Origin of the sequence: Candidatus Clostridium eludens (genome assembly GCF_045310515.1) — a bacterium.
Lineage (GTDB): Bacteria > Bacillota > Clostridia > Clostridiales > Clostridiaceae > Clostridium_B > Clostridium_B eludens.
In genome coordinates this window covers 90,017-107,049 of record NZ_JBJHZX010000009.1, presented here as the reverse complement: position 1 = coordinate 107,049, position 17,033 = coordinate 90,017, and the positions used below count along the sequence as shown (strand labels likewise).

Here is a 17,033-nt window from a genome sequence, read left to right as displayed (position 1 = left end):
TTTCTTAAAGCTGGCTGTAAAGAATAAGTTTAATCATCTTGCTTTACATTAACATTTTGATTTGTAGTACTACTTCCATCTGCATTATTACTTTTAGGTACCGAATCCCCTTTTATGGCAAGGTAGTTAAATATATCTGTAAATAACTGTTTCGCCGTAGGGGCCGCTGTCTGGGCTGCATAATAATTATACGGATCTGGTTCATCTATAGATACTAACACGGTTATTCTAGGATCACTTGAAGGAGCCATTCCTGCAAAAGATGATACATATTTTCCTGCCTGATATCCCCCAACTCCAGCTTTTTGTGCAGTACCAGTTTTTCCTGCTATGTGATAGCCTTCTACAAACGCATTTTTACCTCCGCCTTCTGAAACTACTGTCTCCAAATACCCCCTAAGCTGTGCAGCCTTGTTTGAATCTAATATTTTCTCACTGTTGCCTTTAATATCATACTGCTTATCAACCACTTCCCTGCCGCTGCTTTCGTCATAATGTTGTATTTCCTTCATAACATGGGGAGTAATTAAAGTTCCTCCATTTGCTACGGCATTAAAAGCCCTCAAATACTGAACCATAGATACGGTATTCGCCTGACCAAAGGAAATAGTGGCCAAATCTATATCACTTATATTCTCTGTTTTTTTCACTATTCCTTTAGCTTCTCCTGGTAAATCTATTCCGGTTTTTTGTCCAAAACCGAACTTTTTTATATAATCATTCAATTTTTCTTTTCCTATCTTTTTTCCCAATTCAGCAAACCCTACGTTACAGGAATTTTTCAATATATCTTGAAAAGTTTGTATACCATGACCTGAAGTATTCCAGCAGTGTATAGTTCTGTTGCCTATAGTTATGCTTCCATCACATGAAAAGGTATCATTAGGTCCCACTGAATTTGTCTCAAGAGCTGTCTGTGCAGTTACTACTTTAAATATAGAACCCGGTTCAAAAGTATCGCTTACTGCCCTGTTTCTCCATACTTTTTGCAATTCATCATAAGATTTGTTTTCTACCCATGGATCATTTGGATTATAATCCGGCTTGTTGGCCATAGCAAGTATTTCACCTGTTTTGGGATCCATAACCACTATAGAAACTGCCTTAGCCTTGTAATCATTTAGTGCCTGTTCCGCAGATTTTTCTGCAAAATGCTGAATCATTTCATCTATAGTAAGCACTATATCCTTTCCATCTACAGGTTTTGTAAATTCTGATATGGTATAAGGAAGTTCTTCACTCTTTCTATCTAACTCCGCAATCCTCCTACCAGGAGTTCCTGCCAATTCCTTATTATAATATAGTTCTACTCCAGTAAGTCCTACTCCATCTGAATTAGTATGTCCTAATACCTGTGCCAAGAAGTTATTGTTAGGATAATACCTCTTAGTATCTGCAGATACTAAGACCCCATTTAAATTTAAGCTTGTAACTTTGTCCGCTGCATCTTTCTCAATTCTTCTCTTTAAAGTTGCAGAAGCGATAGGTAGGCCTCCTGGAAGAGTTTTATTTAATATTTTAGATACCTCACTTTTTTCCATGGACAGGGCACTTGCAAGCTCCCCAGCTACTTTATCCTGGGATATATTCTTTTCCTGCATGGTACTCCTTAAAGTATTCATATCCAAGTCTACTCTATAAACATTTGCACTAACCGCTAACTCATTTCCACTCCTATCTAAAATTCTTCCCCTCTTTGCATCAATTTTTACATCACTTGTCCATTGAGCTATTGCCATAGATTTAAGTTTAGGTGAATTATATATCATAACATAACACATTCTAATTATCAATGAAAAGAAAGCCATAAATAGAAAGCTAAAGACAACTATCATTCTTTTTCTGATAATTACCCTATCTCTATATTCCCTTGTAGACAAAATTATTTACCTCCATATTAATTGCTTCAACTTATTTAAAATTCCTTTTTGTGTTTTTATTTCATCTATATCTTCCTGTGTTTTTATAGTTTGTTTATCTAAATTTACATAAGCTGCATTTGCCTGATTAGGTACTACCATGTGAAGTTTATTTATGGCACTATTTTCTATGTACTGTAAATTATTATATTTCACCAAGTCTACCTTTAAGTTTTCATTTTGCCTGTTAACTTCACTTATATTAACCTCCACAGAGTTTAATTCAGTTTGCATATCATATATTATAGAATATCTATATACTAGAATTAATCCCACTGTAAAGGCTAATCCTATATTTCTTATAACTTGCAGTTTTTTCTTTACCTTTATGTTCCTTTTTTTATCTTTTCCTGTCTTTTTATGTCTGTATTTTTTTTCTTCAGTTTCTTTATAGGGCTTGTACTCTGGCTGCAGCACTGTATTACCATTTATCATATCTTTTTCATTTATTACTATCACTTTATTCACCTCACCTAAACTTTAGAACTAAATTCTTTCAGCTACTCTTAATTTAGAACTTTTACTTCTTGGATTTGTCAATTTTTCTTCTTCTGTGGGAATTATAGGTTTTTTATTTATAATCTTTATAATAGGCTTTTTACCACACACACAAATAGGGAAATCTGGTAGACAAGTACAAGGATTTTGCATCATTTTAAATCTGGATTTTACTATTCTGTCTTCTAAAGAATGAAAAGTTATAATTGATATCTTTCCTCCTGAATTCAGTCTTACTACACTGTCTTCTACTGCCTTATCCAGTATTTTAAGTTCTCCATTTACTTCTATGCGTATAGCTTGAAATGTTCTCTTGGCCGGATGACCATCTCTTTGAAATTTTACAGGTATGGCCTTTTTTATTATATCTACTAGCTGTAATGTAGTACTTATGGCATTTTTTTCTCTTTCTCTTACTATAGATTTTGCTATTCTTGCGGAAAAATTTTCTTCGCCATAATCCCTTATAATTCTACAAAGTTCTTCTTCACTATATTCATTTACTACTTTATGGGCATGCAAATAACTGCTCCTATCCATTCTCATATCTAAGGGAGCATCTTTCATGTAACTAAATCCCCTTTCTGATTCATCCAATTGATAGGAAGAAACCCCTAAATCCATAACCACTCCATCTACAGCTTCTATTTTTAGTTCTTTTAAAATCTCTTCTATATTATAAAAGTTATCATGAATATAAGTAACATTCTTAAATTCTTTTAATCTTCTACTGGCCGAATTAATGGCAGAAATATCTCTGTCAATTCCTATTAGTCTTCCTTTTTCTGATAGTCTCTTCAGTATCTCATAAGAATGGCCGCCTCCACCCAAAGTGCAATCTACATAGATTCCATTTTGTTTGATTTCCAGACTATCTATAGTTTCCTTTAACAATACAGGCACATGTTTAAATTCCATAAAATATGTCCTCCAATTTTGCTATTTACAAACCAAATCATCTCTGCTAACATTATATACTTTTCTCTATTTTAACTATCTAAATCACTAAAAGTAAGTATTCTATATTAATGTGAAAATTCCTCTTTTTTTTACTAGTTTTTAATATTTTTTTTAAATCTATTAAAGCTACTTAATTGCTGCCATACTTTTATTGAAATAATATTCTTTGTAGAGTATAATTTTAAATGAATTTTACACTAGTTTATACTAATTTGAGAAAGGAATGTACATAGATGAAACTTGGAATTGTAGGGTTGCCAAATGTAGGAAAAAGCACTTTGTTCAATGCCATAACGAAGGCGGGAGCAGAATCTGCCAACTATCCTTTTTGTACTATAGAACCTAATGTAGGAGTGGTTAGTGTTCCAGATAAAAGACTGGATGTACTTGAGAGAATGTACAGTTCGAAAAAAAAGATACATACTGCTATTGAATTCTATGATATAGCTGGTTTGGTTAAAGGTGCCAGCAGAGGAGAGGGCCTAGGGAATAAATTTCTGTCCCATATAAGGGAAGTAGAATCCATAGTTCATGTAGTAAGATGTTTTCAAGATGAAAATATAGTCCATGTAGATGGAAGTATAGATCCTATTCGGGATATTGAGACTATAAACCTAGAACTTATATTTTCGGACATAGAAGTAATGGACAGAAGAATAGAAAGAATACACAAGCTAGCTAAGAGTGGAAATAAAGATGCAAAACTCCAACATGATATTATGTTAAAAGTGAAAAACCATTTGGAAAAGGGAATGCCAGTAAGAACTTTAGAATTGACAAAAGAGGAAAATGAGTTTGTTAAAGAGTTCTTTTTACTGACAACTAAGCCTGTACTTTATGTAGCTAACATTTCTGAAGATGATTTAATTTCTGGAAACCTAGAAAATGCGTTTGTTAAAAAAGTTGAAAAATATGCTGAAAATGAAAATTCTCAGGTGGTGGTTATCTCTGCCAAAATAGAAGAAGAACTTTCCTCTTTAGAGGAGGAAGAAAAGCTAGAAATGCTAAAGGAATATGGACTACAGGAAGCGGGACTTGATAAATTAATAAATGCAAGCTATGAATTATTGGGCCTTATGAGCTTTTTAACCGCAGGAGTTCCTGAGGTAAGAGCATGGACAATAAAACAAGGGACAAAAGCTCCAGAGGCTGCGGGTAAAATACACACTGACATACAAAAAGGTTTTATAAGGGCAGAAATTATATCTTATGACAGACTTATAGAATGTGGCTCGGAGTCAGTTGCAAAAGAAAAAGGATATTATAGACTTGAAGGTAAAGACTATATAATGCAAGATGGAGATGTAGTTCACTTTAGATTTAATGTTTAATGATCAATAATTGACAATGAACATATGTACATTGTCAATTATATTGTAACATATAGATTTATATTTTATCTGTTTGAAGAATACTTCTTAAGCTCTCTTTTAGCTATATGAATTACAGTATCATAATCTCTTTCCATAAGAACTTCCACTGCATCTCTTAAATTGGACATAGAATAAACGTGAAAATTCCCCTTTGCTATTTCATTTTCCACTTCACTTTTCAGGGCCAAACTCCTAATATTAGAATTTGGAATGAGAACTCCTTTCCCCTGCACTTTATCTACTATTTTGCATACTTTAAAGAAACCCTCTATTTTTTCATTTACTCCACCTATAGGTTGTATTTCTCCAAATTGATTTATAGATCCTGTTACTGCTATATTTTGTTTTATTCCTACTTTAGTAAGTGAAGATATAATACTTATTATCTCCGCCACAGAAGCACTATCTCCATCTATTTGTCCATATATCTGTTCAAAGCTCAAATAAAAATCTGCAGAAACTTTATCATATCCTCCAGTTAATCCTCTTATATATCCTTTGAGAATATTTATGGCTTTATTGTGAATTTTACCACTTAAATCACTTTCTTTTTGCACATCTATAATATCACCATTACCCTTTAAACAGGTACACGTTATTTTTACAGGTTTTCCAAAACTAAAATATCCCGTATTAATAATAGATAGACCATTTATCTGTCCTACTACTTTTCCTTTTACATTTATAAATATTTGTCCTTCACTATACATATCTATAATTCGTTTCTCTATTAATTCTTCCCCATAAGCTGTATTTATAATATCTTTTCCAGTTATAACTTTTCTTCCTTCTTTTGAAACCATATTGTCTGAAATCATTAGAATTCTTTCCAATTCGTAATCATTCATAAACAATTTATCTCTATCTTCAGCTTTTCTAGATAAAAATTTTGCCAGCTCCTTTACGCCTTCTTCATCTACATCATGCAATTCATTGTTTCTACATATAGAAAATATCTTCCCTAGAAAAGCTATTTTTGTGTCCTTATTGATATTTAAAAGTGCATTGTATTGTACCCTGATTTTAAATATTTTTTTAAAATCCTCATCGTAACCATATAATAAATCATAGGTATTATAATCTCCTATAAGTATTATTTTCTCGTCAAACTTTACAGGTTCTGGTTTTAGTCCACTTAAAGATAGTAATTCCAAATATCCCCTATCATAGTTTAAGTCAACTTTGCCACTTATAATGGATTTTTTAAAATAGTAATAAGCTCCCTTATTATTTAAAAGGCTGCTTACTCTAAGTATTAAACATCCGCCATTTGCCTTTAAAAAAGACCCTGGCCTAATAAGATTTACACCTGTAGTATAGGTTCCATTTATATTTTCATATTCTACACTTCCAAGTAGGTTATTTATGGTTGGATCTTCTTCAAACACTATAGGTGGTTCCTTGTTTTCACTATTATCCACCAATACATTTACAGAATATCTATAAATTATCTTTGATATATTTTCTTTATCATTTTCATAATTTATAGAATATATCTGTTTTAACTCTTCTTCTATATTACTACATACCTGGTTTAAAAATTCTAAAGCTCCATTGTCTTCTTTAAACAATTCTAAATACTCTTCTTTTAGTTTCTTTGTTTCCTTTTTATAATAACTATCTATAATAAGTTTAATTTTTTCAATTTCACCAAGTTCAATATTTTTTAACTCTTCTAGTATTTTTTCTGCGCTGCTTTTTAGTATATTTACCTTATTCCCTATATCCTCTTTTTCTCCCATACTCAATAATTCATATTCATTTTCGTTCATCATTTCTCCGTCCTGTTTTAAAGGAATAAAATTAAAGCCATCTTCAGTAACCTTTAATGCAAATCCTTCCTTTTCAGACATCTCCAAAACTTTATTTATTAATTGAGTTTTCTTCTTCTGGAGGTTTTCTAGCAGTATCTCTTTTTGTTCATCAGAAGAACCATTATAAAATTCATAGGCAAATTTAACATATTCTTTCTGTATTTTTTTTAATACGGATTTTAATTCATTACCTTTACCTGCATTTAAGAATAATGCTTTAGGCTTTCTTATATCTTTAATTACTGCATAGCATATATCTTGTATGCTCCTTTTATTTTCTATGGTACTTTTTATGAACTCCGTAATATTTTTAAGTTTCTCTGTTGAGAAATCATCTATAAGATAGATATTATATCCTTCCTTATTTATTTTTAATCCCATATTAATCTTCTCATATACTTCTTTATATTCAGGTATAAATTTAATGGTTTTGTTTAAGCCATCTTTATTATCATAAGCAAAATCAACATCATATAACTTAAAGTTATATATAACTTTCTCTTTAGACAACTCCCTATACATATCTCTTCCCCCTTTTTAACTACTTAAGTATCTGAAAATAAATAACAAATCACTGTCTAGTTTATTTATTTGAAGACGCCTTAATATAATAATATTCTTAAAAGCCTATTTAGGAACGGAAATGAAAAATAAGTATATATAAAACTAATATGGAAACTATAATTAGAATAAGCAGTTATATTTTAAAAATATACATAACTATGGTATAATATAATAAAATTTTGTCTGTTATTTCCGTTGAATATTCGGCCTTAATATAAAAATAAAGTAATAAAGGGGTTAACATTATATGAGTTTTAAAGAAAAAATTGCGCAATACTATACAAAATCTTATTTAAAAAAATATGGAGACAGACTAACTCAGGTACAGGGTACTGTAGTATCTGTCAAAATAACCAGAAAAACTATATTATGGATATTTAATAAATTGACAGTAACTCTTTTAGTAAGACCTGAAAGAAGTAAAAATATAGTAAAGTGTTCTTATATCAGAAAAAAATGGTTCAAAAAACCTGAGTTTATATCTATAAACCAGGGAAACTTGGTATTAGTTCAAGGTCTTAAAGGAAAAAGAGGAAAAGAAAACAGAGAAAGTTTAGACCTTATAAACATACGGAATATAACTGCTAAAAAGGATTTAATACCTATAGAAGGTAAAATGCCTAAAGTACAGAAAATAAAGAGATTCAAATAAAAATAGGAATTGCCAAAAACAATTCCTATTTTTATTTGAAGATGCCTTATTTAAAATATAAATATATGCCATTAATAAATGCAATTATACTTGAGAAAAATACTACTATAGCCCATTGTGAAATGCCTAAAGGTGAGGTATGAAATACTCCTTGTAAAAATGGCATATAAATTATACATAAAAGCATAGTTATGGATGTAGCAACTGCACCTAAAAGATATATGTTAGTAAATAAACTTATCTCAAACAAAGAGTGATTTTCTGATCTACATTCGAATACATGTATAAGTTGAGATATTATAAGGGTACAGAGCGCCATAGTTCTTGAAGTCTTAAGTCCAAATCTTAAATAAAGACCTATTACGAAAGCAAGCACCGTACAAACTCCAATTAACGCCCCCCTTACAATGATTTTTTCACTAAGTCCTCTGGCAAATATACTTTCATCTTTAGGCCTTGGTTTATCTTTCATTATATCTCCTTGTGGAGGATCTACTCCAAGGGCTATAGCTGGAAGTCCATCAGTGGCCAAATTTATCATTAATATTTGTATAGGAAGCAGCGGAGTATTTAAATTAAACAAAGAAGTTAAAAACATAGTTAAAACTTCCCCTAGATTGCAGGACAGCAAATATCTTATAAACTTTCTTATATTAGTATAGATTACTCTTCCCTCTTCTACAGCAGATACTATAGTTGTAAAATTATCATCTAATAGTATCATAGAAGATGCCTCTTTAGTTACATCTGTCCCTGAGATGCCCATACAAATCCCTATATCTGCTTCTTTCACAGCAGGAGCATCATTTACCCCATCTCCTGTCATAGCAACAATATTGTTTTTAGATTTAAAAGCTTTAACTATTCTTAATTTATGGCCTGGATTAACTCTTGCAAATATAGATGTATTATTTATTTTACCAGCAAGCTGCTTATCGCTCAGCTTGTCTAATTCCTCTCCTGTTATAACTTCAGATTGATCTTTACATATATTTAACTCTTTACCTATAGCAAATGCTGTATTTTTATGATCTCCTGTTATCATAACTGGCCTTATACCTGCCAGCTTACACTTCAATACTGCATCTTTTGCTTCGCTTCTAGGAGGGTCTATAATTCCAGCTACACCTATGAAGATCAAATTACTTTCAAGAGATCTATTTGCATAGACTTCTTCGTCCTTATATGCACATGCTATACACCTTAAAGCATCAAAAGACATATTTTCCACTGACTTTAAAGCTCTACTTTTTTCAACTGAAGTAAAAAGCTTTACTTCTCCCCCATGCAGTATATAATTACACTTGTTTATTACCTTTTCCGGAGCACCCTTTACATAACATGCCCTTTTTAGACCTTCCTGCATTATAACAGACATCATTTTTCTATCTGAGTCAAAGGGGATGTCATAAATTCTTTTAGCCTTATCCAAAAAATTTTTTAACACTTTACCCTCTTTAAAAAAAGCTTTTATAAGGGCTGTTTCTGTAGGATCTCCCATGAGAGCCTCTGAAATATCCTTCTTTTTCAGGTCAAAATTACAATCGTTGCAATATGTAAAGGCTTTTTTCATAAAAACATTTTCGGGTAAACTATCTTTTTCTAATTTGTGTATTTTTTTATTAAAATATAGAGCTTTCACAGTCATTCTATTTTCAGTAAGAGTACCTGTTTTATCACTGCAAATTACAGAAGTACACCCTAAAGTTTCCACTGCAGGCAGTTTTCTTATTAAAGCATTTCTCTTTAGCATCCTGGATACTCCAAGTGCAAGTGCCACTGTAACTATAGCTGCGAGTCCCTCTGGAATTGCTGCTACAGCCAGACTAACTCCCACCAGGAACATCTGATACTTGTCCTGTCCTCTCCAAATACCGGTTAAAGTTACTACAACACATATACCAATACACAGCATAACCAATACTTTTCCCAAAGATGAGAGTTTTTCTTTAAGGGGTGATTTTTCCTTTTCAATATCCTGAAGCATCCCTGCTATTTTTCCCATCTCTGTATCCATACCTGTTGCTATTACCTTTGTTTTTGCTTTTCCCTTAACTACTATGGTGCCCATATATACAGAATTATTTTTATCCAAAATGCTTTTTTCTACTCCCAGAGATTCCCCTGTTAGAATAGATTCATCCACCATAAAATTTCCCTTAGACAGTAAAATGCAATCTGCCGATACTCTATCTCCTGCTTCCAAGAGTATTACATCTCCTATGACCAATTCCCGTGCATTTATAACTCTTAATTTCCCATCCCTAATTACTTTTGATGTAGGAGAGGCCAGTTCTTTTAATGCCTCCAAAGATTTTTCCGTTTTAAATTCCTGCATAAAACCTAATACAGCATTCATAATTACAATAATAAGTATAGTTATTGCATCTGCCTTCTCTCCTATAATTCCCGATATTATAGTAGCTACTATAAGAATCCAGGTTATAAAATCATTAAACTGGGAAAGAAATATTTTTATGGGAGATATTTTCTTTTTCCTTTTTAGTACATTGGCACCATATTTTTTTAGTCTCCTCTCTGCTTCAATTTGTGTTAATCCACTTTCTAATTCTCTCTCATTTACCAATTTTATCCCTCCAGGGCATTTATTTTATATAACTAATTAAATATATGCCTTTTTCATCTCATATTATGCCAGAATATAGATTTGAAATTGATCTTTATACCATACATTGCAGCATATTATATTGTATGTAGATAATTGGTTAAACTTTTGCTATAATATTATTGTTTATATATTAATTTACAATATTACTTTTTATATTATAGATAAATATATCATTTTGTTTATTGATATTTTAGGAGGAAAAATTCATGAATGACGTTGTATACATTACGGGACATAACAATCCGGATACAGATTCTATATGTTCTTCAATAGCCTATGCAGAATTTAAAAATAAAACAGGTGCAAATGCAATTCCCATAAGATTAGGGGATATAAATAAAGAAACTCAATTTGTGCTGGATTACTTTAAAGTTAAACCCCAGCGTTTATTGACAAATATTAAAGCACAAATTTCCGATTTAGATATTGACAGTGTAAATCCTATATCGCCACAAACATCCCTTAAAACGGCCTGGTCAATGATAAGTAAAACCAACGTAAAAACTCTTCCTGTAGTGGATTCAGATGATAGATTAATAGGCATCGCATCTCAATCTAATATAACTTCTTATTATATGGACATATGGAATGCCAATATAATAGGAAAAAGCGGTACTACTCTTGAAAATATACTTGATACTCTTTCAGCCAAATGCATCAATAATTGTGATGAAAATCCTACATTTAATGGAAAAATCATAGTTGCTGCAATGCAGCCTGAAAGCATAGCTGCCATGATAGAAGAAGGGGACATAGTAATATGCGGTGATAGACTAGATGCTCAGGATGTAATATTAAATTCTAAAGCCTCACTTATGATAATAACAGGCAACCATACAGTAAGCGAGGATATAATAAAAAGAGCAGATGAACTGAAGTGTTCAATTATAGTTACTCCTTTTGATACCTTTACAACTTCCAGACTAATACCACAGAGTATTCCTGTGGGATATGTTATGAAAAAGAATGACATAATATCTTTTAAAACTTATGACTTTATAGATAATGTAAGAGAAGTCATGTTAAAGACCAGATTCAGAAGTTATCCTGTAGTAGATTCTGAAAATAGGGTTATAGGAAATATTTCCAGATATCATTTAATATCACAAAATAAGAAAAAGATAATCCTGGTAGACCATAATGAAAAAGCTCAATCTGTTCATGGTCTAGAAGATGCAGAAATACTCGAAATAATAGACCACCACAAAATAGGTGATGTCAAAACTGGTTCCCCTATATACTTTAGAAATGAACCTGTAGGTTGTACAGCAACTATAGTAGCCTCAAGATTTTTTGAAAATGGAATAAGACCTTCTGAAAAAACTGCAGGACTTCTTTGTGCTGCCATAATTTCAGATACTTTATTATTTAAATCTCCTACATCTACAGATATAGATAAAATGATTCTAAAGAGACTGTCATCTATAGCGGCTATAGACCCTGAAGATTTCGCAAAAGAAATGTTTAAGGCTGCTTCTTCTCTTGAGGGAAAAACCCCAGAGGAAATATTAAATGAAGACTTTAAGACTTTTAATATTTCCGATATTAAGGTAGGGGTTGCACAGGTTTCAATTATGGATGCCGAAGAATTTAAATGCATACGAAAAGATGTTTTAGACTCTATGGAAATAAAGTGTTCTGAGGAACAATTTGGACTTATAATACTTATGGTAACGGATATATTAAAAGAAGGTTCTGAACTAATTGCTGCTGGAACACACAAAGATATTGTTTCTAAAGCATTTGGCATAACTTTAGCGGATAGCGGTGCATATGTGCCAGGTATTTTATCAAGGAAAAAACAAGTCATACCACCACTTACCGCCGCAATGTCTTCTTAAAAACAAGATAAAAAAACCTGAAGTATTAATAAAATGGAACCTATATAATACCTTCAGGTTTTTTTATACCTATTTATATTACTAAATACATAACAGATTTATTTTTTAAAATCTAATTCCATTTTGCTCCTTTTTTCATATGTTCTCTCATTATTTGAAATAATGATCTTATTATTTTTTCTCTGCTCATCTTATCCAGCTCTATAAAAGACACACCACATATTAATTTACCCGTATCTTTATTTTCATCAACTCTAATCAGCTTTCCTTTTACATCTAGCCTGTCATTTCCAACAGGAATTGTTATAACAATTTTATTTCCGGGTTTTAACTTATCTTTTAAACTGCCCTCTACAACTATTTTCATTCCTCCTCCACTCATATCTACAGAACATGCCTTAAATACTTCTATCTGGTTATCTAAATTATTTGGACTTTTCTCTGCAGGAAGTAGTGCACATAGTATATCTAAAATCACGGGTACCCTTACAAAGTTTCTCCTTTGAAAAAGTTCTACTTTCTCTGGTTTTTTTAACACTATTATAAGTATTTGCTCTATTTTACGTCCAATAACTACCGTATGAAACTTATATATGTTTTTTCCTTCATAGTATACCCCTTCCACCCTATCTCCCTGTCGAAGGGACATATACTTATGCCTACATGTAGGCACACTTATACCTATATAATCCTTTGAAACATCCTGAATATTACTTTTATATATCTCTCCCCCATCATCTATTTCGATTCTTTTATTAACCACAAACTCAATATTACATTTCATTCTACTTCTTCTCCTTATTCAAATTGCCAAAAGCATTAAAAATTTTCTTAATAATTATATATAATTGTAACCTAACTGTTTGTACACATTTATTATATATCTGTATTATTATTTTTTACAATAGAATTTATTGATAATAAAAGACCTGAAAGTAAAAATACACTTCTCAGGTCTTTTATAATTAATCTAAAATATCTGACATATCTATAGTTCTCATCTTCACGTCACAATCTTTATTATATGGAAACATTTCTTCCTCTAAGTACTCTAAATCATCTTTTTGAACTTTTTCTTCTAAATTTTCTTCTTCTAAATTTTCTTTATTTGAATTTTCTTCCTCTAAATTTTCTTCTTCTAAATTTTCTTCTTCTTTTAGGTCATTCCTGTAATAAGGAACATTATACTCTGGTTCACCGTAGTAGCGGTATGCTGGCGGCACTGGCGGCATGTAATTTGCCGGATACATATATCCCATATATGGATTCATGTTACCTAAAATCATAGGATGCATTCTATAAAAAGCAGGTTCATACATATACTGCATGTCATCATCATACATAGGATAGTAATAGTCATCCTCCATATCATACATATCATCATTTTCATCCATATATTCATCTGGTCCCATAACTGGCCATCTGTACATTATAACTCCTCCTGAAAATATTACATCCTTATATTATATGTCTATATAACATATATGTTTACATAAAATTATTTTAGACTTATGTAATGTTTTAAAAAGAGTTCTAACCTTTTAGTTATTTTTTCATACTGTTTATAAGTCCCCACATTTCATCAGCAGTAGTAAGTCCCTTTGATGCAAGTGAGAAAGCTCTCTGTGTCAATATCATATCCGTAATTTCACTGCTTAAATCCACATTAGATTGTTCTAAATACCCCTGAAGTACGCCAGCACCTCTATTTTGATTCATTTGCACATTATTTGCCGGTTGATATAAATTATTTCCAATAGGAATCATAGAATCCTGTCCCACCGCGCTATAAATATTTATCTTTCCATATAGTACACTTTGGCCATTTACATTCATATATACCTGTCCTTGCTTATCTACTGTAAAGTTATTATCTTTAAGTAGCACTCCCGAATTAAAGAGGTTTGTACCTTCTCCTGTAAGATTTACTTCCAATCTATTCCCATTTGCATCAACTAAATATCCACCTGAATCTACATTGAAATTTCCCGACCTTTCATAAGCTTCAGTGCCATTTTGAAGGGTTACCCTAAAAAATCCTTCCCCGTCTATTGCCATATCTGTCTTTAACCCTGTTTCTTCAAGACTGCCTTGTGAGTTGTCTCTAAGCCATTCTGTGGTTCTTACTCCTGTACCATTAATTGTATTTTTTCCCTGTGCACTAACTGGATATCCCTTTCTATTCAAAGTCTCATATACCAAATCCTGAAAATCTACAACTTCTTTTTTATATCCAATAGTATTTGAATTTGCTATATTATTAGATATACTATTGAGTTTTTCTTGTTCGGCATTCATGGCACTTGCACTGTTCCATATGGCTCTAAGCATAAAAACCCTCCTTAATAAAAAATATAAGATACATTGGATTTGTCATTTAATTTTAAAACACCTTATACTTTTCCCACTTCATTTACTAATTTGTCCAAGGTTTCATCTATTGACTGTACTGCCTTCTGATTAGTTTCAAAAGTTCTCATGGTAGTTATCAAATCAGACATTACACTTACTAAGTTTACATTTGATTTTTCCAAGGATTTTTGTGTCACTACTGCATTTGTTTCCACCGCATTTTGCCCGGTGTATAAATTATCTCCCACTTTAGTAAGAGTATTATAATTATTAAAATCTACTGTATAGAACTTATATTTTTGTGTTCCGTTGATACTTATATTTCCATAGGGATCTGAAGTTATATCTCCATTTCCTACGTTTATTGTACCCAAAGCTCCCGTTTGAGTGTTCCTTCCTATAACATCATTTCCCTGATCATCTACCAATAATCCAGCTGTATTTACATGAAAATGCCCATCCCGAGTGTAAAACTCACTTCCGTCTTGTCTCCGAACTGTAAAAAATCCCTTCCCATCAATAGCGAAATCTGTAGGTACTCCAGTGGATTCTATAGTCCCTTGAGTAAACCCCGTATTAACTGAATCTATCTTACTTCCGAAACTTATAGATCCTATTACATTTTTCACATTCTTGCCATTTACTATTTTATCATAATTTTGTAAAAGCACATCATCAAATGTAGTAGTTTTTAGATTATCCTGTTTAAATCCAACAGTATTTACATTAGCTAAATTATTAGTTATTACATCCTGTTTTGCCTCTTGAACCACCATACCAGATACAGCTGTATAAAAACTTCTAATCATTTGTTCCCCTCCCCATTATCTATAACTTTCATTTCATCTGGATATTTCATCCCCATAGATCTAGCTTTATCTTCAACTTGACTTTTACTCATTTGATATTGAACTTTTACACCACCCATAACAAAGGTAGTTATTAAAATTCCTATGCCTATCCCTATTAATATCTTTCTATCACTAAAAAAATTAAAAATTATCCTTATTCTGTATATAACTCCTTTATTAATAGAACCTCCCCCTTATCAATGCCTGTTTCTTCAGATATTTCATCTATAGACATACCCTGCTTAAGCAATTCTCTTATCTTATGAATTTTAATATTATTACTATTTTCAATATGTTGATCTTTAATTTGATTTTCTGCGATCTTCACTAAAATATCTTTTTCATTATTATCATTTAAACTGACATTTTCAGTGATTTTTTTGCCCTTGCCATTATATAACATAATTCCAGTACTTTGGTCTTTTGTTCCACATTTCAAATCTTCAATTTCTTTCTGCAGTCTAAATATTGTCTCTGAAAATTCTTTTCTTACTTTACTAATTTCAAGCTTATAATCTTCCATACTACTTTGTTTTAGGTCTAATTGATATTGAAAAGTTTTTTTCTCCTTAAGCACTGCACTAAAATTTAGTGCTATAAGAAGTATCCCCGTAACAATTAATATAACTACTACAATTACACTCATAATACTTCTCCTCTTAAAGTCCCCATGATCATCCTATACAATAAAGAAATTTCAACAGATTTTAGGAATTATATGTATTTTAATTTCATCATAGCTTTCCTTAAATGCAACATTGCCCTACCGTGAAGTTGACATACTCTTGATTCAGATACATTTAAAATATGTCCTATTTCTTTTAAGGTTAATTCCTCATAATAATATAAAGTAAGTACCAAATTATCTTTTTCATTTAAAAGTTCTAAAGCTTTGGCCAAATATTCTAATTTTTCCTTTTCCTCCAGGCTCTTTTCAGGGCTAGGACTCTTAGTATCTTCTATAGTACCCATGATAGGAATATTATCCTCATCTGAAAATATCAAATCTTCTAAAGACACCATGGATATATAATTTATATGATTCTCAATTTCCATCATTTCTTTTAAAGATATTCCTAACTTATTAGATATTTCAATACTACTAGGTTCTCTTCCCAACTCTCCCTGAAGAGATTCTACTGCTGCATTATACCTATTAAGTTTATCCATAGCCCCTTTGGAAATAGGGCTATTTCTTCTTAACTCATCTATCATAGAACCTTTTATTCTTATAGAGGCATAAGTAGAAAACTTCATTCCCCTATCTTTATCAAACTTATTTATTGCATCCATTAGTCCTAACATTCCATAGCTAACTAAATCTTCATATTCAATATATTTAGTTTTTCCTATTATGACTCTAGAAGCAATATATTTTACCAGTGGAAGATACTTTTTAACTAATTCTTCTTTTATACTTAACTCATTTGCCAAAGCCATAATCTTAGTCCCCCTTCGCTCCTTTTTTATATGCTGCTTTATAATATCTTTTATCAAGTGATTCTTAGGTTCAGGTGGAGTTTGCTATAGAGAAATACTTATTCCATCTGAACCTTAGAAGAACTTATCCAGGCGCGTAG

14 protein-coding genes are annotated in these 17,033 nt (G+C 31.5%); 3 read left to right on the top strand and 11 right to left on the bottom strand.

Annotated elements, in window-relative coordinates:
- Window positions 1-29: 29 nt before the first annotated feature.
- The 3 genes from ACJDU8_RS08035 to rsmH are packed head-to-tail and all read right to left on the bottom strand — an operon-like array spanning window position 30 to window position 3,335.
- Window positions 30-1,880 carry a stage V sporulation protein D gene (locus tag ACJDU8_RS08035; RefSeq protein WP_406791637.1) on the bottom strand — a complete coding sequence of 617 codons (1,851 nt, stop codon included), beginning with the start codon at window positions 1,878-1,880 and terminating at the stop codon, window positions 30-32.
- 6 nt (window positions 1,881-1,886) lie between these two features.
- Entirely contained in the window at window positions 1,887-2,378 is a 492-nt protein-coding gene (locus ACJDU8_RS08030; RefSeq protein ID WP_406791636.1) for a hypothetical protein, read from the bottom strand.
- Window positions 2,379-2,405: 27 nt separating this feature from the next.
- The gene (rsmH, locus tag ACJDU8_RS08025; RefSeq protein ID WP_406791635.1) at window positions 2,406-3,335 is read right to left on the bottom strand and encodes a 16S rRNA (cytosine(1402)-N(4))-methyltransferase RsmH; all 930 of its coding nucleotides are present in this window, start codon (window positions 3,333-3,335) and stop codon (window positions 2,406-2,408) included.
- 275 nt (window positions 3,336-3,610) lie between these two features.
- Between rsmH and ychF the strand changes: the two genes are divergently transcribed.
- Window positions 3,611-4,708, top strand: a complete 1,098-nt coding sequence (gene ychF, locus ACJDU8_RS08020) for a redox-regulated ATPase YchF (RefSeq protein WP_406791634.1) — start codon at window positions 3,611-3,613, stop codon at window positions 4,706-4,708.
- 65 nt (window positions 4,709-4,773) lie between these two features.
- On the opposite strand, the gene ACJDU8_RS08015 is transcribed toward ychF, so the two are convergent.
- Window positions 4,774-7,086 carry an AAA family ATPase gene (locus tag ACJDU8_RS08015; protein ID WP_406791633.1) on the bottom strand — a complete coding sequence of 771 codons (2,313 nt, stop codon included), beginning with the start codon at window positions 7,084-7,086 and terminating at the stop codon, window positions 4,774-4,776.
- A 289-nt stretch (window positions 7,087-7,375) separates the two neighbouring features.
- Here ACJDU8_RS08015 and ACJDU8_RS08010 point away from each other — a divergent pair, with 289 nt between their 5' ends.
- On the top strand, window positions 7,376-7,780 hold the full coding sequence (locus tag ACJDU8_RS08010; RefSeq protein WP_406791632.1) for a hypothetical protein: 405 nt from the start codon (window positions 7,376-7,378) through the stop codon (window positions 7,778-7,780).
- A gap of 46 nt (window positions 7,781-7,826) precedes the next feature.
- On the opposite strand, the gene ACJDU8_RS08005 is transcribed toward ACJDU8_RS08010, so the two are convergent.
- The gene (locus ACJDU8_RS08005) at window positions 7,827-10,367 is read right to left on the bottom strand and encodes a calcium-translocating P-type ATPase, PMCA-type (protein WP_406791631.1); all 2,541 of its coding nucleotides are present in this window, start codon (window positions 10,365-10,367) and stop codon (window positions 7,827-7,829) included.
- Between the two features lie 248 nt (window positions 10,368-10,615).
- On the opposite strand from ACJDU8_RS08005, the gene ACJDU8_RS08000 reads away from it, so the two are divergent.
- Window positions 10,616-12,250, top strand: a complete 1,635-nt coding sequence (locus ACJDU8_RS08000; protein ID WP_406791630.1) for a putative manganese-dependent inorganic diphosphatase — start codon at window positions 10,616-10,618, stop codon at window positions 12,248-12,250.
- Between the two features lie 112 nt (window positions 12,251-12,362).
- Here the strand turns inward: ACJDU8_RS08000 and ACJDU8_RS07995 are convergent, their stop codons facing one another.
- The 6 genes from ACJDU8_RS07995 to ACJDU8_RS07970 all read right to left on the bottom strand — a co-directional run bounded on the left by ACJDU8_RS07995 (window position 12,363) and on the right by ACJDU8_RS07970 (window position 16,893).
- Window positions 12,363-13,034, bottom strand: a complete 672-nt coding sequence (locus ACJDU8_RS07995) for a flagellar brake protein (RefSeq protein ID WP_406791629.1) — start codon at window positions 13,032-13,034, stop codon at window positions 12,363-12,365.
- A gap of 181 nt (window positions 13,035-13,215) precedes the next feature.
- Entirely contained in the window at window positions 13,216-13,680 is a 465-nt protein-coding gene (locus ACJDU8_RS07990; protein ID WP_406791628.1) for a hypothetical protein, read from the bottom strand.
- A 115-nt stretch (window positions 13,681-13,795) separates the two neighbouring features.
- Window positions 13,796-14,581 (bottom strand): flagellar basal-body rod protein FlgG, encoded by a 786-nt coding sequence (locus ACJDU8_RS07985; RefSeq protein WP_406791627.1) that lies wholly within the window; start codon window positions 14,579-14,581, stop codon window positions 13,796-13,798.
- A gap of 62 nt (window positions 14,582-14,643) precedes the next feature.
- Complete coding sequence (locus ACJDU8_RS07980; protein WP_406791626.1) at window positions 14,644-15,411, bottom strand: flagellar basal-body rod protein FlgG; 768 nt, start codon at window positions 15,409-15,411, stop codon at window positions 14,644-14,646.
- A gap of 196 nt (window positions 15,412-15,607) precedes the next feature.
- Window positions 15,608-16,099 carry a hypothetical protein gene (locus ACJDU8_RS07975; RefSeq protein ID WP_406791625.1) on the bottom strand — a complete coding sequence of 164 codons (492 nt, stop codon included), beginning with the start codon at window positions 16,097-16,099 and terminating at the stop codon, window positions 15,608-15,610.
- 68 nt (window positions 16,100-16,167) lie between these two features.
- Window positions 16,168-16,893, bottom strand: a complete 726-nt coding sequence (locus ACJDU8_RS07970; protein ID WP_406791624.1) for a FliA/WhiG family RNA polymerase sigma factor — start codon at window positions 16,891-16,893, stop codon at window positions 16,168-16,170.
- Window positions 16,894-17,033: the final 140 nt, after the last annotated feature.